The 22,379-nt window shown below is 40.4% G+C and carries 22 protein-coding genes; 9 read left to right on the top strand and 13 right to left on the bottom strand.

Annotated features, from left to right (window positions below; translation table 11 throughout):
• Window positions 1-40: 40 nt before the first annotated feature.
• The 10 genes from F597_RS0101870 to F597_RS0101830 form a co-directional block, all read right to left on the bottom strand.
• Window positions 41-907 (bottom strand): nucleoside phosphorylase, encoded by an 867-nt coding sequence (locus F597_RS0101870; RefSeq protein ID WP_019538012.1) that lies wholly within the window; start codon window positions 905-907, stop codon window positions 41-43.
• Window positions 908-928: 21 nt separating this feature from the next.
• Complete coding sequence (gene floA, locus F597_RS0101865; protein ID WP_019538011.1) at window positions 929-1,915, bottom strand: flotillin-like protein FloA; 987 nt, start codon at window positions 1,913-1,915, stop codon at window positions 929-931.
• Between the two features lie 25 nt (window positions 1,916-1,940).
• Window positions 1,941-2,450 carry an NfeD family protein gene (locus F597_RS0101860; RefSeq protein WP_019538010.1) on the bottom strand — a complete coding sequence of 170 codons (510 nt, stop codon included), beginning with the start codon at window positions 2,448-2,450 and terminating at the stop codon, window positions 1,941-1,943.
• A gap of 9 nt (window positions 2,451-2,459) precedes the next feature.
• Complete coding sequence (locus tag F597_RS0101855; protein ID WP_026327017.1) at window positions 2,460-3,881, bottom strand: hypothetical protein; 1,422 nt, start codon at window positions 3,879-3,881, stop codon at window positions 2,460-2,462.
• Between the two features lie 69 nt (window positions 3,882-3,950).
• On the bottom strand, window positions 3,951-4,934 hold the full coding sequence (locus F597_RS19940; protein WP_019538008.1) for a CPBP family intramembrane glutamic endopeptidase: 984 nt from the start codon (window positions 4,932-4,934) through the stop codon (window positions 3,951-3,953).
• A 36-nt stretch (window positions 4,935-4,970) separates the two neighbouring features.
• Entirely contained in the window at window positions 4,971-5,177 is a 207-nt protein-coding gene (locus tag F597_RS0101845) for a helix-turn-helix domain-containing protein (protein WP_019538007.1), read from the bottom strand.
• A gap of 10 nt (window positions 5,178-5,187) precedes the next feature.
• A complete protein-coding gene (locus F597_RS21420) occupies window positions 5,188-5,613 on the bottom strand; it encodes a DUF2975 domain-containing protein (protein WP_019538006.1) in 426 nt (141 codons plus the stop codon).
• 11 nt (window positions 5,614-5,624) lie between these two features.
• Window positions 5,625-6,317 carry a DUF2975 domain-containing protein gene (locus F597_RS0101835; protein WP_019538005.1) on the bottom strand — a complete coding sequence of 231 codons (693 nt, stop codon included), beginning with the start codon at window positions 6,315-6,317 and terminating at the stop codon, window positions 5,625-5,627.
• 231 nt (window positions 6,318-6,548) lie between these two features.
• Entirely contained in the window at window positions 6,549-6,743 is a 195-nt protein-coding gene (locus F597_RS23055) for a type II toxin-antitoxin system RelE/ParE family toxin (protein WP_425413884.1), read from the bottom strand.
• Between the two features lie 86 nt (window positions 6,744-6,829).
• Window positions 6,830-7,066 carry a hypothetical protein gene (locus F597_RS0101830; RefSeq protein WP_019538004.1) on the bottom strand — a complete coding sequence of 79 codons (237 nt, stop codon included), beginning with the start codon at window positions 7,064-7,066 and terminating at the stop codon, window positions 6,830-6,832.
• A 268-nt stretch (window positions 7,067-7,334) separates the two neighbouring features.
• Here F597_RS0101830 and guaA point away from each other — a divergent pair, with 268 nt between their 5' ends.
• The gene (gene guaA, locus F597_RS0101825) at window positions 7,335-8,855 is read left to right on the top strand and encodes a glutamine-hydrolyzing GMP synthase (RefSeq protein WP_019538003.1); all 1,521 of its coding nucleotides are present in this window, start codon (window positions 7,335-7,337) and stop codon (window positions 8,853-8,855) included.
• A gap of 6 nt (window positions 8,856-8,861) precedes the next feature.
• Here the strand turns inward: guaA and F597_RS0101820 are convergent, their stop codons facing one another.
• From F597_RS0101820 to F597_RS19930, 3 genes are all read right to left on the bottom strand, one after another.
• Entirely contained in the window at window positions 8,862-10,925 is a 2,064-nt protein-coding gene (locus tag F597_RS0101820; protein WP_044059967.1) for an HD family phosphohydrolase, read from the bottom strand.
• Between the two features lie 236 nt (window positions 10,926-11,161).
• A complete protein-coding gene (gene tnpA / locus F597_RS0101815) occupies window positions 11,162-11,359 on the bottom strand; it encodes an IS66 family insertion sequence element accessory protein TnpA (protein ID WP_019538001.1) in 198 nt (65 codons plus the stop codon).
• A 312-nt stretch (window positions 11,360-11,671) separates the two neighbouring features.
• On the bottom strand, window positions 11,672-13,324 hold the full coding sequence (locus F597_RS19930) for an MAC/perforin domain-containing protein (RefSeq protein WP_169337960.1): 1,653 nt from the start codon (window positions 13,322-13,324) through the stop codon (window positions 11,672-11,674).
• A gap of 967 nt (window positions 13,325-14,291) precedes the next feature.
• Here F597_RS19930 and gmhA point away from each other — a divergent pair.
• From gmhA to F597_RS0101770, 8 genes are all read left to right on the top strand, one after another.
• Window positions 14,292-14,885: a D-sedoheptulose 7-phosphate isomerase gene (gmhA, locus tag F597_RS0101805; RefSeq protein WP_026327015.1), complete on the top strand. Its 594-nt coding sequence runs from the start codon at window positions 14,292-14,294 to the stop codon at window positions 14,883-14,885.
• Window positions 14,886-14,892: 7 nt separating this feature from the next.
• Window positions 14,893-15,381, top strand: a complete 489-nt coding sequence (locus tag F597_RS0101800) for a D-glycero-alpha-D-manno-heptose-1,7-bisphosphate 7-phosphatase (RefSeq protein ID WP_019537998.1) — start codon at window positions 14,893-14,895, stop codon at window positions 15,379-15,381.
• Entirely contained in the window at window positions 15,381-16,793 is a 1,413-nt protein-coding gene (gene hldE, locus F597_RS0101795; protein WP_019537997.1) for a bifunctional D-glycero-beta-D-manno-heptose-7-phosphate kinase/D-glycero-beta-D-manno-heptose 1-phosphate adenylyltransferase HldE, read from the top strand. The genes F597_RS0101800 and hldE overlap by 1 nt, the downstream gene beginning before the upstream one ends.
• Window positions 16,794-16,802: 9 nt before the next feature.
• Window positions 16,803-17,762: a glycosyltransferase family 9 protein gene (locus tag F597_RS0101790; protein WP_019537996.1), complete on the top strand. Its 960-nt coding sequence runs from the start codon at window positions 16,803-16,805 to the stop codon at window positions 17,760-17,762.
• 45 nt (window positions 17,763-17,807) lie between these two features.
• Window positions 17,808-18,920 (top strand): glycoside hydrolase family 99-like domain-containing protein, encoded by a 1,113-nt coding sequence (locus F597_RS0101785; RefSeq protein WP_019537995.1) that lies wholly within the window; start codon window positions 17,808-17,810, stop codon window positions 18,918-18,920.
• 55 nt (window positions 18,921-18,975) lie between these two features.
• Window positions 18,976-20,220: a glycosyltransferase family 4 protein gene (locus F597_RS0101780; protein WP_019537994.1), complete on the top strand. Its 1,245-nt coding sequence runs from the start codon at window positions 18,976-18,978 to the stop codon at window positions 20,218-20,220.
• A 3-nt stretch (window positions 20,221-20,223) separates the two neighbouring features.
• Window positions 20,224-21,306 (top strand): glycosyltransferase family 4 protein, encoded by a 1,083-nt coding sequence (locus tag F597_RS0101775; protein ID WP_044059918.1) that lies wholly within the window; start codon window positions 20,224-20,226, stop codon window positions 21,304-21,306.
• 100 nt (window positions 21,307-21,406) lie between these two features.
• On the top strand, window positions 21,407-22,348 hold the full coding sequence (locus F597_RS0101770) for a Stealth CR1 domain-containing protein (protein ID WP_019537992.1): 942 nt from the start codon (window positions 21,407-21,409) through the stop codon (window positions 22,346-22,348).
• Window positions 22,349-22,379: the final 31 nt, after the last annotated feature.

Genomic DNA, 22,379 nt, shown 5'->3' with positions numbered 1-22,379 from the left:
GTACCCCGAATTTTGAATCTTGAATCTTGAATTTGAAATCTTAAATCCTGTCCAGTACTATTTGCAAAAGATCTTCTATGGAGCCTTTATAGTCGGCATTCGACTTCAGGGCCACACGGTTGGCAATTATAGCGCAGACAGTCATCGCCTTGTGTCCCATCAACTTCCCTAATCCCGCGATAGCAGAACTTTCCATTTCGTAATTGGTGATGGAATGCTCCCCGAAACGGAACGATTCAATTTTAGCATTCAGGTTGGGATCGGCCAGCGGCAGTCGTACATGCCTTCCCTGGGGGCCGTAAAAACCGATGGCGGAGATGGTAACCCCACGGATCATATCGTAACCTATACGGTCGACAAGTTCTTCGTCGGCACTCACCACGTAGGGAGAACAGTGGTATGGTGACCAGCCCACCTCTCTTTGGAAAGCCTCTTCGAAATCCTTTTCGCGGATCGATTCGGAACCGCCATAATAATGGATAAGTCCGTCGAAACCGATTGATTTTTCCGATACCACGTAAGAACCTACAGGGCAATGCGGCTGCATACCTCCTGATGTGCCTACCCGCACCATGGTCAGTTGTTTGAGTTCCTCTTTGACTAATCGCGTATTGAAGTCGATATTGGCCAGTGCATCCAACTCTGTGAGCACGATATCTATATTGTCCGTGCCGATGCCGTGCGAGAGCGCAGTAATCCGTTTCCCTTTATACGTTCCGGTGACGGTATGGAATTCGCGGCTGCGTACATCGCATTCAATGCTGTCAAAAAATGAGGCTGTCATCGTTACACGATCAGGATCTCCCATCATTACAATCTTGTCCGAAAGGTGCTCCGGTCGAATATGAAGATGAAAGGCACTTCCGTCGGAGTTGATGATCAATTCCGATTCAGGTATGATTCTCATAATATGTATTGTCTGTGATAATTATTTTTTATTTCCACCGCCCTGCGGTTTGGCAATAGAGTCCCTCATATCCGTATCAGCCTTGATATTTTCCATCCGGTAATAGTCCATAATACCGAGATTTCCGTTACGGAATGCTTCGGCCATGGCGATCGGAACTTCTGCTTCAGCCTCAATCACTTTGGCGCGGGCTTCCTGGGCTTTGGCCTTCATCTCCTGCTCTAAGGCAATAGCCATGGCCCGCCGTTCCTCAGCGCGTGCCTGTGCAATATTCTTGTCGGCCTGTGCCTGATCCATCTGCAATACAGCACCAATATTTTTTCCTATATCGATGTCGGCGATATCGATAGAGAGAATTTCAAATGCTGTTCCTGCATCCAATCCCTTTTTCAATACCAGCTTGGAGATTGAGTCAGGGTTTTCGAGTACCGATTTGTGCGATACTGCCGAACCGATGGAGGAGACGATCCCTTCCCCTACACGGGCAAGAATAGTTTCTTCACCGGCACCACCCACTAATCGTTTGATATTGGCACGTACCGTCACCCGGGCCTTGGCGATCAACTGGATACCATCAATAGCTACGGCAGAAACTGGAGGTGTATCGATCACTTTCGGGTTCACAGACATCCTGACGGCTTCCAGTACATCGCGACCGGCCAGGTCGATGGCTGTGGCCATTTGAAAAGTAAGGTCGATATTTGCTTTGGAAGCGGATACTAATGCATGCACCACTTTTTCCACGTGTCCTCCGGCAAGATAGTGCGCTTCCAGATTATCGCGGGTAACCATCTTCAGTCCGGCCTTGTGGGCCTCAATCATCGCGTAAACGATGGTGTGGGGTGGTACGCGGCGCAGACGCATCAGGAAGAGTTGCACGAGCGAGATGCGTACCCCTGCCGATAATGCGTTTATCCACAGGAAAAAGGGAACGTAATGAAAGAATATCAATAAAAAGATGATGATTACGGCAATCGTAATAATCAGTGGGAATGATAAAACTGTCATAATAAATTTGTTTTGATGTTTTATATTAAATTATTTTTTGCTCCTCTCCGGGTGAAACAGCTTCTTTTTTCTTTACCAGCACATTGTAGGTTTCCACCTTTACCACTTCTATTTCAGTGTCTTCGTCAAGAAACTCCCCGTCGAATGATTTACCTTCTACTTCCACATCGTTGATCAATACCTGCCCGATGGGATTCAAGCGGGAAAGCGTTACGCCACTGTCACCAACGCCAATTTTCTGCAAATAGGAGGTATCCACTTTCCCTTCGATGTTTGTATCTAAAGAGATTTTTCGTAATGACTTTGATTTCAGCAGCCAGAAAAAACTTCCGCCAAGCAGCACGGCTGTTCCTGCGAGTGTAATATTCCCTACGGTACTACCCTGAAAGATATAGGCATATATTATTCCTCCTATCAGGAAAATAGCACCGGCAATACCTGCAATACTGATCCCGGGGAGCAGGAAGATCTCAATGAGCATGAACACTACTCCCAACAGGATCACGGCGATGATGATGATCAGATCGAATGTCATATACGGTTACTATTGATTAAACTGAGTGCGTATTTCTTCATTTCTTGCTTGCATTTTGAGTCTTTCCATTTCCCTGAAAATAGATTCGCTTTCTTTTTCCAGGCTGAGGATCGATGCTGCAAGAGCGTCGCTTATTGCTCCACCGGCATACTGGTCTCTTTTTTGTGAGAGTTCTTCATTCAGCGCCTGTAACTGTTTTTCATAACCCAACGCCTGAGAAAAGAACGACCTGGCTTGATCATTCCTGAAATCCGACAGGGTATGGTAAGTTGTCCGATCATTGATCACAAATGTAAAATCACCTGCTGTTTCTTGCCTTGAGACTGTCTTTTGCTGTGCCAGTGAACGAAGCGGTCCATAGTCTGCGCCTTCCTTCCATGTGTCGGCAATGGAAGAGATCCGTGCTCTCCGTGCCAGATAACCGGCATCCTCACTTTCGACCAGTTGCACCTGTGGGTTCGGGATAAAGGTATATATACATACCGAGTCGGCCGGTTGAAACCGGTCGGACGCAAACCACCCGATACCTTTCTCTTCATCAATCGCTAACATGTAATCGTTAAAAGGCGAATTAAAGGGCATATTCAACTGATTGGGATTGAGATATGAGTCCGAAGCAAGATTATAGCGGGTGACGAACAGATCATATCCGCCGAAGGAAGATTCACCTGTAGAGGCAAAATAGAGAGTCATCCCGTCACTCAACACGAATGGAAATGCCTGGCTGCCCTCTTTATTGATGGTTTCCGGCAATCTCTTTTCATTTCCAAAGGTCTCGAGCAATTTGTCCATCGTATAGAGATTGGTGCCGGTTGTTGCATCACCTTCGGAATAGTATATCTTGTCCTGCCGCTCATTCATATAGAGTGTTTCATCCGTCGTTGACCGGCCGGAAAAGAACTCCTGTACAGGCATTATTGAACCTGATGAGGCGCTCAGGTTATAAGCCGACAGAAAATCTGACTTCAAAATCACCAGACTGTCGATGATCTGCAGATCTTCCGTGCGGTTGACAGCTCTTTGCAGCCTTTCCGCATTTGCCCGTTTCTGATCCAGTATCTCCAATGCCTCGCTATCTCTGCGTTTGGCCCGTTGGTATTTGTCGAACTCTTTTTCGGCATCTTCAAAACGATACAATTTTGCGTAAAGTTCACCCAGGTAAATGTAGGCATCGGTAATTTTCCGTCCGGAGGCAAATTCGAGGTACTTTTGTGCTTCGAGTATTCTTCCGGTTTCATAGAGGCTTACACCCAGCCATTGATTGATAGACGCATTATTGGGATTATTGAGATATTCTGTCTGAAAAACGGGTAACGCTTCGGCATAACGGCCTTCCAGATACCAGCTCTTGGCATCGTCAAGCGTTTGCGCTTTTGCACAAAAGCAAAAAAACATCAATATACAGATAGAAAAAAAGTTATTTCGTTTCATACAGCGTTACAAACTAATCTTCAAAGATAATAATTTGTTTCATTTTTGCTCCATATTCAGCGAGATAATTTAGGTTGCCGGGCTTTGTCCAATCGTCTCAACCTCTACAGGTGGGGGAGGGGGCGGTACAGCTGCAACTTTTCTGTTCATAATGCCAAAATCCCATTTATAGATCCGTTGCAGAATTAAAATCACTAATATACTAGCGACTGAAATGGAGATAAGACTTGCTACGGGATCGAGATCGTGTAACAGAAACAAAGCATCGGTCTGTAATGCCGATGCTTCGTGTGTGACAAGCAGGGCGGTGAGTGCATTGTTAATGAAATGAATGCCGAGAGCCAGTTCAATGCCATCATCGAGGATGGAGATGAGCCCCAGCATCAACCCCATGATAAGATACTGTGGCATAGAGAGCCAGAAGCCATACTCTTTTACTTCCGGATTAGCGAGGTGCATCAGAGCAAACAGTACAGAAGGGATGATCAGTGCCCACCAGCGGCTTTTAGTCCATCGTGCCACACCTTGTGCCAGATAACCGCGGAATAGAAGTTCTTCGATACTTGTCTGGAAAGGCATTACAAGAAGAAGGATCAGTAGTAGCGGGAGAAAAGCGCCTGCATTGAACCGGAATTCATATTCACCTGGTGAAGAGACTAACAGGCTGATGGCAGTATCTGCGAGAATGATGATCCCCCAGACGATGATTCCCATCCGGATACGGTCCCAGCGTATCTGCTTCCGGCCGTTGATGGTCTCGCGCACCGTACGCCCGTGTAGCGGTTTTACCAGTACGGCAAACAGAAAATATGTGATAGCGAAGGTAACCAGCATCACCAGTAGAAAAAGATTAGATGAAATACCGTAGTCGGATGGATTTTGAATGGCGGCCGAGAGGTCACTGATATTTCCCCCGTTCGACAGGATAGCAGGAAGCATTATCAAAAACAAGGGAATAGCAGCTATTTGTGCTACAACCATTACAATTACGGCCATTAAAATGTACCGGCCGATACCGTTTTTGCCTTGTAAAGCACGTTCTAAGTGTTTCATTTGTGTATGTTTTAAAAGATTATTCTTTCGCTAAAATTATTCATCTCTCCACTCCATAATATCTCCCGGCTGGCAGTTCAACTCTTTACAGATGGCTTCCAGCGTACTGAAACGGATGGCTTTGGCTTTCCCCGTTTTCAGGATAGAAAGATTGGCCGGAGTGATTCCCACCCGTTCCGATAACTCGTTCAGGGAGATTTTTTTCTTGGCCATTTCCACGTCTAAGTTTATAATAATAGGCATAAGTCTTTTTCTAGATAGTTAATTCTTGTTCTTCCTGCATTTTTATACCGATCTTAAAAATATAGGACACAAAAACAAGTGTTCCGCCAAGAATAGCAAGAATGCGTGCCCCTGAAGGTCGATCACCTGTAAAGTAACTAAAAAGTATGTCAGATAAAAGTCCCAGGAAAAGGATGATAAAACCAAAATAGCGGAAGGTTATCTCATTTCTGCGAATAAAAACGCCTTTCTTTTTTATATTTTGTAAAATTGTAACATAAAAGGCAATAAGAAATACCGACCCAAGTATAAAAACACTCTGGGGAATAAGATTGTTTGTAGAATTTTCAGGTACATTGGTGAGTAGAAAAGGATAATCCAATATATCTTTGAGAATGAATATTCCCAATAAAAATCCGATTAGGTTGCTGATCCTTTTGTAATGCTTTATTTCCATATCTGTCTTAATTAAATAGTGAGCTCCTGTTCTTCCTTTATCGCGATGGCGCGTTTCATTACGGCCGCGACAATCAGTGCGACTACTCCGAATAGTAACATTTCATTTGCCAACTCTGGAAAAGCTATTTTATATTTCTCCAAATCTATGGCGGTCTTTGCCTGAATATACAGGTGTAGCCCAAACAAAAAGAAATAGGCATATACGATAATACAGAAAAGACCTATTCTTTGTATTCTTTTTACGTTTTCTGTTGTGAAAACATGATTTCGGTATAAAGAGAAGATCAACCTGTAAAAAAGGACAGGGATAAAGACCAGTAAAGCCATAACCGGTAAGGCTGCAAACATTAGGAACATCAGAAAAAGAATACTCCATAATGGTTGGCTTTCTTTGAATTGATAGAACACATGGACGGTTCCAAATCTGGCCGGAAGGATTTCATTGGTTGTGGTATTTAAAATCGAATCGGGATAATAATTCTTCTTGTCTTTTATTTTCAGTCTTAAAAAGTATGACTCTGAATAGAAGTCGTTGTAAAGATCTTCATCCATTGTTTTCGGAGATGATTTAAATCCCTCTTTCGCCCCCTGAATGCCTCCTTCCACACCTTCAATGACAGTAGGAACCAAGATCAGCAAATAGACAATACCTGCCAGAATACAAAGAAGTGCAAGTGAATTTTTACCAGAAACTCGTTTCATGTTCGGTATATTTTAAAAGATTGACACGGCAAAGATAGAATATTAATTTGACATAACAATAAAAATATATCGAAAAACAATAAATATTTATTGTGAAATGAATTTATGCTTTATAATGCTTGTCGTTTAATGTTTTTTGTTGGATAATTCGTTATCAACCGACAAGTAAAAAAAATGTGCAACCCCTTTTTGAATTGGATTACACGTTTTTGAGTTGTCCTGAAATAAAAATTATTTTATATTCAATGTCTTTTCATCCCGCCTGCTGTCCCATATTGTTAAGACAACAAGAGTTGTTTCATTTATTTCGTAGAATAACAGATAATCACGAACAATCTTTACCCTCACATTTTTTAGCGTAGTTTTTCTCCCCGTATTAGGATATTGGGCAGCTAATCGCAGCGTTTCCTTTATTAATTTATTCAGTTTTATACTGTAAGCTTTAGACTGATTCCGTTCTATTCAATAAGCCAAAATCTCTTTTCGCTCCTGATTAGCTTTTTGAGTCCAAACTATTTTTCGCGTAACCATCGCTCAATTATTTCATTTGCCTGCTGTTCCGGCAAGATATGCCCTGCGAGATATTCGGCCTTTGCTTCACTAATTCTTTGCTCTTGTTCTGTAGTTAGTTGGTATGTCTCTTTCTCAAGCTCAAAATCGAGTACTTTGCGAAGCTCCTCTATGATGCCGGGTTCATCTGTGCTGGCAATGCGGTTTATTAAATCTATTTTTAATTCGGCAGTACTCATTATTTCAATGGTTTATCGTTTTCTCTATTTCTATCCACAAATATAACCTTTTCAGTCGAATGACAATTCCTATGGAATCAATTTAACGTTTGTTTATCCTGTCGAACATTCTCTATATCTTTCGTATTGACTGGCCTCACTCACTAACACCTATTCAATTCATTCGAATTTTGCCGTTTTTCCATGCTCTTTTCTTATCTTTGCATCCTGAAAACTTCTATTTTTGAATTGACGCCCCTCTGTCGGCGTTCCAACCCGGTTATACGATATGCACGAAAAAATTATCATCCTCGATTTCGGTTCGCAAACTACGCAGCTGATAGGTCGCCGCGTGAGAGAATTGAACACCTACTGCGAAATAGTGCCTTACAATAAATTCCCTTTCGGGGATGACTCGGTAAAGGGAGTGATCCTTTCCGGGAGTCCTTTCTCGGTGAATGACACCGAAGCTTTCAAAACCGATTTAAATGAGATTCGCGACCAATACCCTGTATTGGGTATTTGCTACGGTGCGCAATTAATGGCGCAATCGGCTGGAGGAGCTGTGGAGAAGAGTGATAGCCGTGAGTACGGGCGTGCCCGTTTACGCGTTACAGATAAAAATGATCCTTTGCTGGGATTCATTATTCAGGAGAATCAGGTATGGATGTCGCACGGAGATACAATTGTTCGTATACCGGACAGCTTCCGGGTGATTGCCTCAACCGATGACGTAGCTTTGGCCGCTTACAGGGTAGATAATGAAAAAACCTGGGGGGTGCAGTTTCATCCCGAGGTGTTTCACACGGAACGCGGAACGGAAATATTGGATAATTTTCTCGCTGTTTGCGGCGTGAAGAAGGACTGGACACCTGCCTCATTCATTGAAACCACCGTACAGGAATTAAAGGAGCAGTTGGGTGACGACAAAGTGATCCTTGCCCTTTCGGGAGGTGTGGATTCGTCGGTCACGGCAGTGTTGCTCAACAAAGCCATTGGCAGGAATCTTACCTGTATTTTTGTGGATCACGGCCTGTTACGTAAGAATGAGTTCGAGACCGTATTGGAGAACTACGAACATCTGGGATTGAACGTAATCGGGGTAGATGCAAAAACCTATTTCTACAAAGAACTGGAAGGCGTGACTGACCCGGAGCGTAAACGTAAGATTATAGGGAAAGGATTTATCGATGTGTTTGATAGGGAAGCCCATAAACTGGAAGATATCAAATGGCTGGCACAGGGTACCATCTATCCCGATATCATCGAGTCGCTCTCTATTACCGGTGTTACCATTAAAAGTCACCATAACGTAGGGGGATTACCTGAGAAGATGCACCTGAAATTGTGTGAACCATTGAAGCTTTTGTTCAAGGATGAAGTGCGCAAGATAGGCTTAGAACTGGGTATGCAACCTCACCTGATCCATCGCCATCCGTTTCCCGGACCGGGATTGGGCATCCGTATCCTGGGAGATATTACCCCTGAAAAGGTGCGTATAGCACAGGATGCCGACGATATATTTATATCAAATCTCCGCTCAGCCGGATTGTATGATAAGGTATGGCAGGCAGGAGCTATTTTGTTGCCGGTGCAGTCGGTCGGTGTGATGGGGGATGAGCGCACCTATGAAAATACGGTCGCATTGCGAGCCGTGACATCGACAGATGCCATGACGGCCGATTGGGCACATCTGCCTTACGAATTTCTGGCGAAAGTATCGAATGAGATCATTAACAAGGTGAAAGGGGTCAACCGCGTTGTGTACGATATTTCATCGAAACCCCCCGCAACCATCGAATGGGAATAATTCTTATTACTGCTCCGGCCGTTTTAATTCGGGATAGGCAATTCGTGAATGGTACATCGTGACAAGTTTTTCCACGAAAACATCTTTCACAGTCTGTATATCTTTAAAAGTGATAGGTGCCGATTTGAAATAACCTTCGGCCACCTGGGCGTCTATAATTTTGTCAACCAGGTTACGGAGTGATTCTTCCGTATATTCAGGCAGGCTGCGCGATGAGGCCTCTACCGCATCGGCCATCATCATAATGGCAGTCTCTTTTGAAAACGGATTGGGTCCCGGATAACGAAAATCTGCCTCATTAGCCTCTTTGCCAGGATTGGCATTTTTCCAGGAGATATAAAAATACCTGGGCATACTTGTCCCGTGGTGGGTCTCGATAAAATCGACAATCTGCTGCGGGACATTATACTTTTGTGCGATCTTCACTCCGTCCTTCACGTGATTGATGATAATGCGTGCACTCTCTTCGAAAGGTAATCCCGCATGAGGATTCATACCGGGTGCCTGATTTTCCGTAAAGAAGGCAGGATTGGCCATTTTCCCAATGTCGTGGTACAGTGCTCCTGTTCTTATTAAGGATGCATTCGCTCCTAACTTTGCCGCTGCCGCCATTGCCAGATTGGACACCTGTAATGAGTGCTGGAAAGTACCGGGCGCTTTTTCAGACAGTTCTTTCAATAGCGGCTTGTTGATATTGGAGAGTTCAACTAATGAAACACCGGAAATAAATCCGAATGATCTTTCCACCAGATAAACCAGCGAATAGGAGAACATAATAAAGATGAAGTTGATAAGGAAATAGACCAGTACCACCCAGTGGATCTCTTTCACATTTCCTTCCTGATACAATTCCAATCCGATATAAACCACAATATAGGTGAGCAGGATAAAGAACGAACTTTTGATTAGCTGCGAACGTTCCGACAACTCTTTCAACATAAATATGGATACCATGGCTACCGAGATCTGGATGACGATGAATTCGAAAGGAAACGGTACCATAAGCGAACTCATAAGGATGGTGGTAAGGCTGGCAAATAATGCCGTGCGTGAGTCAATAAAGGTGCGGATAAGAATGGTGACGATGGCGTAAGGGATGATATAAATACTGAAAAGTTCAAATCTAACGGTAATAGCTGTGAGCAGTACAAAAAATGCTATCAGCAACACCATGAAAACCACATGTTTCCGGTTCCGGTATTCTGTCGGCCGGAAATAGAGAAGAAAAGTATAAAATGAGCCGAATATGAACAATATAAGCATAAACTGCCCCAGCAGCATCCAGTTGTTTCTTGTGGTACCTCCACTGCGCTCTTCCGTTACCCGTTTCAGAGAGGAGAGTATGTTATATGTCTGTGAGTCGACAATCTCACCCTGATCAATGATACGTTGCCCTCTTTGGACCATGCCATGGCTTATGTCGACCTGTTGAATGAATTCGTTTTGAGCCTTCTCCGATGTAGTTGCATCATACAATACGTTTTCCCGGATATATTCATTGATATTGGCGGTTTTGAGGATATTGGCATCGATACTTGATGGAACATCATTCAGCACTTTCTCATAAGCAGAACGGATAGTAAAGAAAGTTTCCACTTTTCTGGACTCGGCCACATTGCCTTTTTTTATTCGCAATGCCTGCGTACGTGATTTGTATATCCGGTCATAATCTTCCGAACGCATAATGCCGTTATTATATACCTCATTTAATTTATTTCGGATATAGAGTTTATATTCGGGAGCAAGTTCGGCAAGCCTGGCTTTCAGGTTTGCATCCGCATCAAATTCAGCAAGGGCACCATTTTGTATCTCCTCATCAATCAGGAAATAAGGCTCATAAAATTCCAGGATACTGTCCTGCTCTGCTTTCAGTTGTGCAGCAGGTTTATACACAGGGAAATCGAACGGAGCGGTGAGCAATCCGTATTGCCACGGCCTGCCTTCGTTGAAGTTATACTTGAAACTTCCTTGGCGGGGAAAAAAATAGGTAATAAAAAGAACGGCGATAATAAAGACTAACGGTACAAATATTTTTGTCTTGATTCTTATTCTCTTTTTTTTCGTTTGCATAGTCTTTGTATGTATGGTATTTACATTTTTATAAAACATCTGACCTCCATGAATTGTTTATTACATTTGTGATTATCATACTACAGTTAACCAACATAAGATTTTTGATTCGCCCTCTTTCTCTTTATGTATAGTTTTTCAAAACAGTTTCAAGCCGCCCATTTTTGATCGATTTCTCTTCCGATTCGATTTTGACAGTTTATCATCTCATAATAGGAGGTTTTTAGACCTTGCGGTTATGATCCGCCTCCGGCGAAAACTACAGATATAAATCCGGGAGATTGTCCTGATAAGACAATCTGATTGCGCAGCTTCCTTTGCCAGTAAAAGAATCTGGACGTTACAATACATTCATTCCGAAAAAACTCGTTTACCCGTAACCCGCTGGATTGGTAACGGGCATAAATCTCTTCAAATTGTTTCTGGTTCCACATAGACCTTTTTCCCACAAAAATAGGATACCCTAAACTGGAATGAAGAAAGAAGGGTGAGGTAAAATGCTTACAATCATTGAGATTGAGATGATGGATAAAAAATCTCGTTGTATGGAACGAGTGTTTGTAGTTCTCTTTAAAAATTAAAAAACTAGGGAACAGAACAAATTGATATTTTGTCAGTTCCCTATGTGTATTTATATTTGTTTGATATTTAGTTGACTAGTTGTTCTGAAATATCATTATGCATAATGTTTATAGAAAAATAGCATAAGTTTGGAAGATAAATATAGATTTTTATTTGCAGTAAGATTATCTCCAATATTGGATAAGTCCAGAATTGGTGAAACCAAAACCTGTCATATATACCCATGCATTTGTACCTTTAGGATTGTCTATTGCTGTGAATACTATATCAAGTTTTCCGTCATTATTGATGTCATAAATAGCACAATCTCCACCTTGGTGCTCATGTCCTATATTCATACCAGTAAATGTTGGTGCCACGTGGGTTGGAGAAATATATGAATAGCCTGCACTATTCACATCCCACAATATTTTGTATTGGAATTTATTTTCACCATTAGGATTGTCTAAAGCTGTAAATAGGATATCCGGGATTCCATTACCATTTATATCGGCCACCGCAACACCAGCACCTTGCCCTTCATTTCCAATACCATCTATATCGTATTGCCCTGATACTCCTCCTTTTGGTATTCCGTCGGCATCGAAATCATAAGCAATTCTATACCTAAATGTATTTCTTCCTTTAGGATTGTCATATGCCATATAAATGACATCTGGTTTTCCATTCTTATTAAAATCATATACATCTATTCCCACGCCCTGATAGTCGTGTCCCATAGCTGGAAGTGATTTTCCCCCAGAAATGTATTTTGGTTTTCCGGTTAAATCAACATCAAAAGCAACCTTATAAAAGAGAGGATTTGCTATATTTTTAGGATAATCTGCTGCAGCAAAAATAATATCAGATATTCCATTATTATTTAAATCTGTAACAGCAATAGATCCTCCTTGATTTTCATAGCTATCTACTTTCCCTAATCTCATCTCAGCGGAATATCTGTTCGAATTGCCAAATTCATCAATATCAAATAATATTTTATAGTAATAATAATTATCCTTAGCAGGATTATCCACGGCCATTAGGATAAGATCTGGTATTCCATTTCTGTTTATATCCGCAATTGCTACTCCACATCCTTGATTTTCGCTTAGGGTCAAAGGTATATTTCTTACACCACCGCTGGGGCTATAATTATTCACAGATTCAGGCTTGGCATCATCAATGTATTTTTTTACGTAACTTTCAACAGCAGACCTCTTGGAGGGATTATCTATTAGTTCATATATTGGTATAAGTGTATTTGGTTCAACCTTTATAAATCTGGGGGTATCATTCTGTATTGACTGAGACCATTTTACCATATCTAATTTGGGAGATTTAATATTAGTTCCATCTACATCCATGAATTCTCCCGACTCTAATTCAAATGTTCCTCCTACAGTTTTATAAAAAAACTTAGAATTCCGCGTCTTATTCACTAAAGACTCATTATAAGAATAATTTACATCTGTCTTAAAAAGTTGTTTGTATGTATATGCTAACTTAGCATTTACAGCTTCTTCTTTCTCTGAAGTTGTAGCTTCTGTTTCTAGATATGCTTCTAATCTTGCACCTACATAGACGCTTTTCAGAATGTGAGTCCCATATACCTCTACAATTTGGGTGGGGCTCATGGAGTTTAGATGATTTTTAAAGTTAGTGGTTAAATTAGCTTTTATATCTTGTGTGGATGCACTAATTACATATCTTTTTTTCAAATATTCGAGACTATAAAATGCGTATGATTTTTTTGAATCGAACTTATAACTACTCTTGAAATTAAAATTAAGACTTCCTGAAAATGCGGGGGAACTTAATCCTATTTCCGCTGACATGTCATTACTAAATTTTACGATATCTGTTCCTGAACTATGAGAGAATGTCGTTTCGTTAAAGTTCCCGAAAGTTATTAAGTTTTGATTATTTAAAGATGTAACATCTATTACCAAAGCCCTAGTTGAGGATCCGTCCAAATATTTCCCTGTTATGTCATATCCATGTCCCAGTACGTCAAATTGCCCGTCGCCAAGGCTTCTCAGCGGAATAGATTCATTAATGAGTGTGTCACCATTTATGTCTTCAACTAAATTGTCTTCCTTACATGATATGAAAGACAGAAATAAAAAAACACTTAAAAGAAAAAGATTTTTTTCATAAAATTTTAATTTTTTTATTAGTAATTGTTTGTATTTGAAGATTGTATATGTTTAATAATGTGGTTGGTTTTGTAAATCTATATTGCAAAGCAATCAGTTATTTGGCATATATGAAACGAAGGTATGAAAAATATTGTATGATTTTTCCTTTCTTGCAATCTCTTATTGAAATATAAGTAAACTTTAAGTTATTAAGGAAAAATTTATGGATGCTTATTTAGTGATATCGTGCAAATTTATAGAGTTTATTAATAGAAATATAGTTAATAATTAAGACTTTGTAGTGACGTGCCCTTTTGCTTTTGTTTTCTTGTGTCGCGTTGCGTTATTTTTTTTGTTTTGTTTGCATATCTTTGCGGATTATTATTGTGCTTTTTTATGATAGGTATGAAGATAATTAGATTTAAAGATATAGAATTTTCGAGCTGCTGAAATTGAAAATAGTATATTACAAGATTCTCAAGAAGGATGTTTGAACTTGACTTTATATATTAGTAGTTGAAAACATTGGAAGTTAATGATAGAATAGCTACAACCCAGGCAATAGCTATGGTGCCTGTCAAGTCTGAGAGAAAGGAGATCACTTCCTCTGATGAAAAATGAATTAATATGCGTAAATTTGCATTTCATGACTAATTTGTTTTGTATGGACAAATATATTATTGAGTCAATAGAGAATGGAATAAAATTAAAGCAGAAACTATTGAATAACAGTGTAATGCTGGCCGAAATAGGAAAAGTAGGAGAATTGGCTGTTCGTGCAATATGTTCCGGCAATAAGATCCTTATATGTGGAAATGGCGGTAGTGCGGCAGATGCCCAGCATATTGCAGCCGAGTTAGTCGGTAGATTCCTAAAGGAACGAAAGGGGTTATCTGCTATTGCACTTACGACCGATAGTTCCATACTTACCTCCATAGGGAATGATTATAGTTTTGATGAAATATTTTCCAGACAGGTTGAAGCTTTAGGTATAAAGGGAGATATATTGATTGGGATTTCTACGAGTGGTAACTCTGAGAATGTATATAAGGCCATGCTTAAGGCGAAGGATATGGAGATGAAGACGATCGGCTTTTTAGGCAGGACTGGAGGTAAGTGTAAGGATGTAAGTGATAACCTTCTTTTAATTGATTCTTATGAATCTGCAAGAGTCCAGGAGATTCATATAATGTTGGGCCATATTATATGTGGAATAGTAGATCATTTACTGGACGAACTCTATAGACAAGAACCATAAATTTCAGATGACTCAGAAGGCTGTTTTTTTAGATAGAGACGGAACGATAAATGTTGATCGCGGCTATGTATATAAATTATCCGACCTGGAACTGTTGCCAGGCGTCGGAGAGGCTCTGCAATTATTCCAGAAGAATGGTTTCAAGTTGATAGTGATTACAAATCAATCAGGAATTGGCAGGGGCCTTTATTCATTAACCGATGCAATAATGTTTAACAATGCATTAGAGGCCGAATTGGGAAAATACAATATACATATAGAAGAGTTTTTTATCTGCACACACGCTCCTGAAGATAACTGCATTTGTCGTAAACCTTCTCCTTTTATGGTGCTTGAAGCGATAAAAAAATATCATGTCGATGTGGAAGCTTCTTATCTGTTTGGAGACAAATTGTCGGATTTGGAATGCGGTGAAGGTGCAGGAGTACCCTCTTTTTTAGTAACGAAAGATAATTCATTGCTATACTGGGCGAATTTATTATTAAGACAGTCTTAATGAAACTTGAAACAATTCGAGGTAAAAGAATCCTGATCATCGGAGATATCCTGATTGATAAGTATTATGTGGGTGACGTCAAACGGATATCACCCGAAGCTCCGGTACCGGTTGTCAGAATAAATAATACCTATTCTGTGTTAGGAGGTGCAGCCAATGTTGCACGCAATCTGATCGGTATCGAGTGTAATCCTGTTGTTTTGGGACTCACCGGAAACGATGAAAACGGGATATTGATTAAGAGAATGTTTGACGATATAAAAGCCGAATGTGTTTTATTTCCGACATTGGAAACTACTACTACAAAAATCAGGATTCTCGGGAATAACCAGCAAATAGCGCGGCTTGATTTTGAAAAAGAATTCCACTTTTTATCCCGCCACGAAGAAATGTTATTGATCCAGGCAATGGAAAAACACATTCCGGAAGTGGATGTCGTAGTCGTTTCGGATTATGGGAAGGGTGTATGCAATGAATCGGTATGTAAAAATGCCATTAAACTATCCACTCAATATCATAAGCCTGTCATAATAGACCCCAAAGGAGTTGATTGGCATAAATATGAGAATGCCACCATTGTGACTCCAAACCTAAAAGAACTGTCTGAAATTTACGGGAAAGAAGTTGAAAATAGGGATCACCCCATTAGTATGACAGGTCGGTTCATTCTAAATAAATACAATATACAATCATTATTAGTGACCCGATCTGAAAAGGGAATGTCTTTTATAGGTCGAGAGATGTCAGTACACATACCTACGGTTGCAAAGGAAGTATTTGATGTTTCCGGAGCCGGAGATACTGTTGTTGCTACCCTAGCGGCAGCTTTGGCAGCGGACTTTTCGCTACATGATGCTGTCACACTGTCGAATAAAGCTGCCGGGATCGTGGTGGGCAAGATAGGAACAGCCCCGATCCTGTACTGGGAACTGGAAGGCGATATCAGGAAAAGAAAGGATAATAAAAAAATTATATTGGCCGATGATGTGACGCAAATAGTAAAGAGGCTAAAGGATACTCAAGCTAAAATTGTATTTACCAATGGCTGTTTTGATATACTACATCAGGGGCATATCTCTTGTCTGCAGCAAGCAAAAGCGTTGGGAGATGTATTAATTGTCGGAGTAAATTCTGATGATTCAGTTAAAAGGTTAAAAGGATCCTCCCGGCCTGTGAATGATGAGCTCTCCCGAATGATCGTATTAAGTGCATTGGAGTGCGTGGACTACGTAGTGGCTTATGCAGACGATACGCCTCTGGAATTGATAAAAACGATCAGCCCCGATGTGTTGGTAAAAGGAGGCGATTATGCCGTTGATGATGTTGTTGGAAAAGAATTTGCCGGAGAGGTTGTTATCATCCCTCTTGTGGAAGGATTTTCCACCACTTCCATCATTGATAAATTAAATTGAAGAAATTAGATGAGGGCACGGGAAAGGCGCAAAAGAATCTACTCTATCATCCTGATCCCACGGGTTCTGAAGATCAGGCGATTTTTAAAAAATTATATTCGAAAAGAACAAGGGAATGTCTCTATCATCGTCCTAACTGAACATATAGGTGATATTGTTGCCTGTGAACCGGTTTCTTATTGGCTGAAGAAAACATATCAACATAAAGTTGTCTGGCTGGTACAAAGAAAATATCACGATCTTCTGACCATGTTTAATAATGTGGATGAAATTGTAGATCTGAGTTGTCTCTCCGAATGGGTATATCTTGACAAATTTACCCACTTGCCGAATCTCTATAATCTACATTTCGATGGCAGAAAGTGTTCCCGTTTTTATTTAAAGAACAAGTCGTCGCAGAAAGATATTGGTTTTGATAATTATTACAATTATGGCTGCTTATTGGAAACTTTTTGCATGGTAGGTAAGTTGCCCCGGTTAAATAGTAGGCCTCGACTTTTTTTAGCCAGGAACACCCTCTCTTTCAATTATTCTTTGCCGGATAGATATATTGTGGTACATGCCCAATCAAATGATGTTTCTCGTAATTGGGATATACACAAGTGGAATCAACTGATCGCTTCCTTTCCCGATTATATTTTCATTGAAATGGGGTTGACGCCGGTTTTATCCGGGAAAAACTGTGTTACATCGTTATGTGGTAAACTGACATTTCAGGATATAGCATTCATTGTGAAGAATTGTTTCCTTTTCATTGGGATAGACAGCAGTATGGCTCATTTTGCCAATGCTTTGGCAAAGCCCAGCCTTATTTTATTGGGAAAATATGCTACTTTTGATAAGTATATGCCCTATTCAGGGATTTCTGAGAGTAAAGACTTTCGTGTAATACAATATCCGGAATATGTATGCGATCTTCCGGTTTCGAGGGCAAAAGAAGAGACCGAAAGACTCATTGCACTATTATGATCAAAAAGATTATTTTGATTTTATTTTCGTTTAATTAAAAAAGAAATGATGGATAATAATGGAAACGCCATAAGGGCGATAGCTTTCTATCTCCCTCAATATCACCCGATACCGGAGAATAATGAGTGGTGGGGAAAAGGCTTTACCGAATGGACAAATGTGGGTAAGGCAAAGCCTTTGTTTAGAGGCCATGACCAACCCAAGGTTCCTGCCGATCTTGGATATTATGATTTGCGTTTGCCCGAAGTACGTATGGCCCAGGCAGAATTGGCGAAAGAGCATGGTGTCGATGGGTTTTGCTATTACCATTACTGGTTTGGCGAAGGGAAACAGTTATTAGAAATGCCTTTTAATGAAGTGCTGAATTCAGGGAGTCCCCTCTTTCCCTTTATGCTTTGTTGGGCAAATGAAAGTTGGCACTCCAAATTCTGGAGTTATGATGGCGTTTATTCTAAAAAGACACTTATTGAGCAAAAATACGGAGATGAACAGGACTATGAAAGACATTTCTTTGCCCTTTTAGATGCATTCAAAGATCCCCGTTATATACAGATAGAAGGGAAGCCTGCTTTTATGATCTATAAACCTCTGGATTTTCCCGGGATCGAGAATTTTATAAAAAAATGGCAATCGTTGGCTATTGAAAATGGTTTAAATGGTATTTTTTTTATAGGACAATACGGCAATCCCCGGGGGAGCAAAGGTGAAATGATAAATAAAGGCTTTTCTGCATTTAATTCATTGAGGCTATTTGATTTGTTCTATAGAAGAGACCTTAAGAATAAGATTTTGAAAAAATATAGCTCTTTGATTTATGGCCCTCATATTATTAAATATAAGAAAGCTATGAGAACCTTTATCACCGAGGAAGATCGTGATAAGGATGTCTTCCCGACTATTATCCCGAACTGGGATCATACACCAAGAAGTAAGTATGCAGGAAATTTACTGAAGGATTGCACCCCTGGACTATTCAAAGAGCATCTGGAAAATGTTTTTTCAGTGTTAAAAAACAAGGATGGTGAACGTATTTGTTTTATTAAATCCTGGAATGAATGGGGTGAAGGTAATTATATGGAACCTGATTTAAAATTTGGCTTGAAATATCTTGAGGTTTTTAAAGAAGTCAAAGACAAGTATAATAATATGATCTCTTGATATTGGTTGCCACTGTAAGTATCAAATGCTCGCTTACAAAAAGAATAAACAATTTATGGATAAAATAGCAATAATCGTACAGCGATATGGTAGAGAGATCAACGGAGGGGCAGAAGTGCATGCACGGTTGCTGGCAGAGCGTTTGAAAGAGAAGTATGACGTGGATGTCCTGACCTCTTGCTCTTTGGCTTATCCTGCATGGGATAATTATTATCCTGCAGGTGAGGAGATGATAAATGGTGTACGGGTATTGCGGTTTAAAGATGAAGGTGCAAACCGTAAAAAGACCCGACGGTTAGGACGCTATCTCCGTGGAAACTGGAAGTATTACCATAGAGGATATACGATAAATAATTTCATCACCCTTTCTATTAGGCGTATATGGTACAGAAGAAAAAAAAATCATGGCAGGGTCTTTGATCGTTGGATTGTGAATCATGGTCCTGTTTGTAAAGGAATGATAACATATCTGGAACAGGAGAAGAATCAGTATAAGGCATTTATTTATTTTAATTACCCGTTCTATCCTACTTATTTCGGGTTGCAACACACATCTGGCAATAGTATTCTTATCCCATTGGCGCATGACGAGCCGATGCTTTATCTTTCAGGCTTCGAAAAGATGTTCTCTCTACCGGGATTCATCATGTATAACACAGAAAGTGAGAGGCTCCTGCTTGAATCAGCTCATCCCGTTACGCGAACAATCAGGTCTGACCTTGCAGGTGTCGGTTTTGATTTGCCGGTATTGGATGAAAACAGTGAACCCCCAATCGGTTTTCCTTATTTTGTGTATATCGGGCGTATAGATGTTGGTAAAGGGTGTTTGGAATTGATGAACTATTTTTCTATGATGAATAGATCGCAACATAGAAATATAAAACTGGTAATGATTGGGAAGAACCATCTGAAAACCTTTGTGAAGGATGATAATATTATTTTTACCGGATTTATCGGAGAGGAGGAAAAACTGTTATACCTTCAGCATTGTGCGGGTTTAATTATCCCTTCACGACACGAAAGCCTGTCGATGGTTACCCTGGAAGCAATGTCCTTTGGTAAACCGGTTTTAGCGAATGGTTATTGCGATGTGTTGAAGCGACACATAGAGAAGAGCCAGGCAGGGTTCCTCTATTATGACGTGAAAGATTTTAGCGTACAGGTTGATAAGATACTGAATCTTTCCGATAACGACAAGCAGGTTATTGCACGAAATGGCATGCAGTACGCCGAAAAAAATTATCGATGGGAACGCATCATTGAAAAATTTGACGATGCAATTGACTATGTGGGGGCGTAAGATATGTGGAGAAGAAACAAGAGAAAACAGACGAAGGTTTTGGTCGATTTGTCGGAGTTGAGCAACACCTACTGTGGGTTAAAGCAGGTTGCATTAGCTTATGGGAACTATTTCAAGGAGAATTATAAAAGAAATGAGTCCGGGTATATATTGACGCTTCTTATGCCCAGAAAGATGTTCGGCAAGTTTGGACGTGAAGTACACTATATCAGTTCTTCGAGTTGGCTTTTGAGACATTGCCGTTATCTGTTTCCTTCATTCGATATATGGCATGCTACCCATCAGTTAAGCAGATTTAAACCTGCTTATTCCCGGACGAAATTCATACTTACGATTCATGACCTGAACTATCTCTATGAAGCCACCGGTGAGCAGCGGGAAAGGAAACACCGGCGATTGCAGCGTAAAATCAACCGGGCTGATGAAATTGTTTGCATCTCGGAATTCACCAAACAGGAAGTGGAGAAAAATCTGGTATTGAATGGCAAGAGATGCAAAGTCATTTATAATGGTGTTGAAAATATCGTTCGGAAACCTGCTTTGAAACCCAATAGAGAAATAAAAGGACATTTTTTCTTTACCATAGGGACGGTCATGAAGAAAAAGAACTTCCACGTATTGCTCGACATGATGAAACTAATGCCGGACAGGCATCTTTATATAGCCGGCGATAGCAGTCTGGAAGAATATGGCAAAATGATAAAACAACAAATTGAGACAGAAGGGATTCAGAATGTTACTCTTTTGGGAACGATTCCTGAAGAAGAAAAGGTTTGGCTTTATGCGAATTGTAAAGCTTTTTTGTTCCCTTCGTTATTCGAAGGTTTCGGACTTCCTGTCATAGAGGCCATGCAATTTGGCAAACCTGTTTTTTCATCCCGAGAAACCAGCCTGAAAGAAATAGGAGGGAAATTCGCCTATTTTTGGAAAAACTTCGATCCGCAAGAAATGAAACGGTTAATCGATGAAAACCTGGAAGGATTTTATCAGGACAAGGATTTGGTACAGAGACAAAAAGAATATGCCCATTCCTTTTCGTATGAAAAGCATTTTAAGGAATATCAAAAACTATATTCCTCTCTTTAATTTGTAGCTTAAGTTAATAGTATAGATTTGTAGTTGGATTAAAAAAAGCTACATTTGTGATTTGATGCTATCGGTATGAGTGTGCCGCAAATATAAAGTTATGCAACCATTTGATATTGACTTGGTATATCTCTGGGTAGATGGGGATGATCCTAAGTGGTTAAAGAAAAAAGAAAAGTTTACAGGAAAATTGGCAGATCGTTCGGAAGAGAATAATAAGGGGAGATATGTCAATAACGATGAACTGAAATATTCATTGAGGTCTGTAGAAAAATATGTTCCATGGATCCGGCGAATTTATATCGTCACAGATAATCAATGTCCGGAGTGGTTACAGGGAGATCATCCCAAAATTCGTATCGTTGACCACACCGAGATACTTCCCGAAGAGGCATTGCCTTGTTTCAATTCAAGTGTCATCGAGTATTTCCTCTACAAAATACCCGATCTTGCTGAACATTTCCTGTTTGCAAACGATGACATGTTCTTTAACAAAGCACTTTCCCCGGATTATTTCTTCAATAAAGAGGGTTTTCCTATTGTCCGGCTGAAGAAGAAGTTTTTTGGGAAATGGCATTACCGCTTAAAAAAACTTATTCGCAAAAGGTTGGGACAATATATCTCGATGGTGGTGGAAGGCGCTTCACTTGTTGAACAGAATTTTGGGAAGTATTATTCCGGTATTCCGCATCACAATGTGGATGCTTACGTGAAATCTGATTACAGATATGTTGTAGAGCATGTTTTTGAAAGTCAGGTGAAGAAGTCATTATCGAGTCATACCAGGATGTATGGAGATATGCACCGTTCCGCTTTCTTGTATTACTCATTGGCTGTAGGTAAAGGAGATATGAAATATGTGGGACGGAAAGAATCTAATCGCATACTTGTTCATAAACACAAATATGCCGACCGGATAAATAAATACCAACCGGACCTGTTTTGTTTAAATGATAGCCAACGCACTAAAGACATAGACCGTGAAAGAATAAAACCTTTTCTGGAGGCGTTATTCCCGGAGAAATCCTCTTTCGAAAAGTAGTTCTTGCCACCTCTACTTTTGCATCCGGATC

It is taken from the genome of Proteiniphilum acetatigenes DSM 18083, from assembly GCF_000380985.1.
Taxonomy (GTDB): Bacteria; Bacteroidota; Bacteroidia; order Bacteroidales; family Dysgonomonadaceae; genus Proteiniphilum; species Proteiniphilum acetatigenes.
The sequence above is the reverse complement of the archived record's forward strand: the minus strand, read 5'-3'. Positions and strand labels throughout refer to the sequence as shown.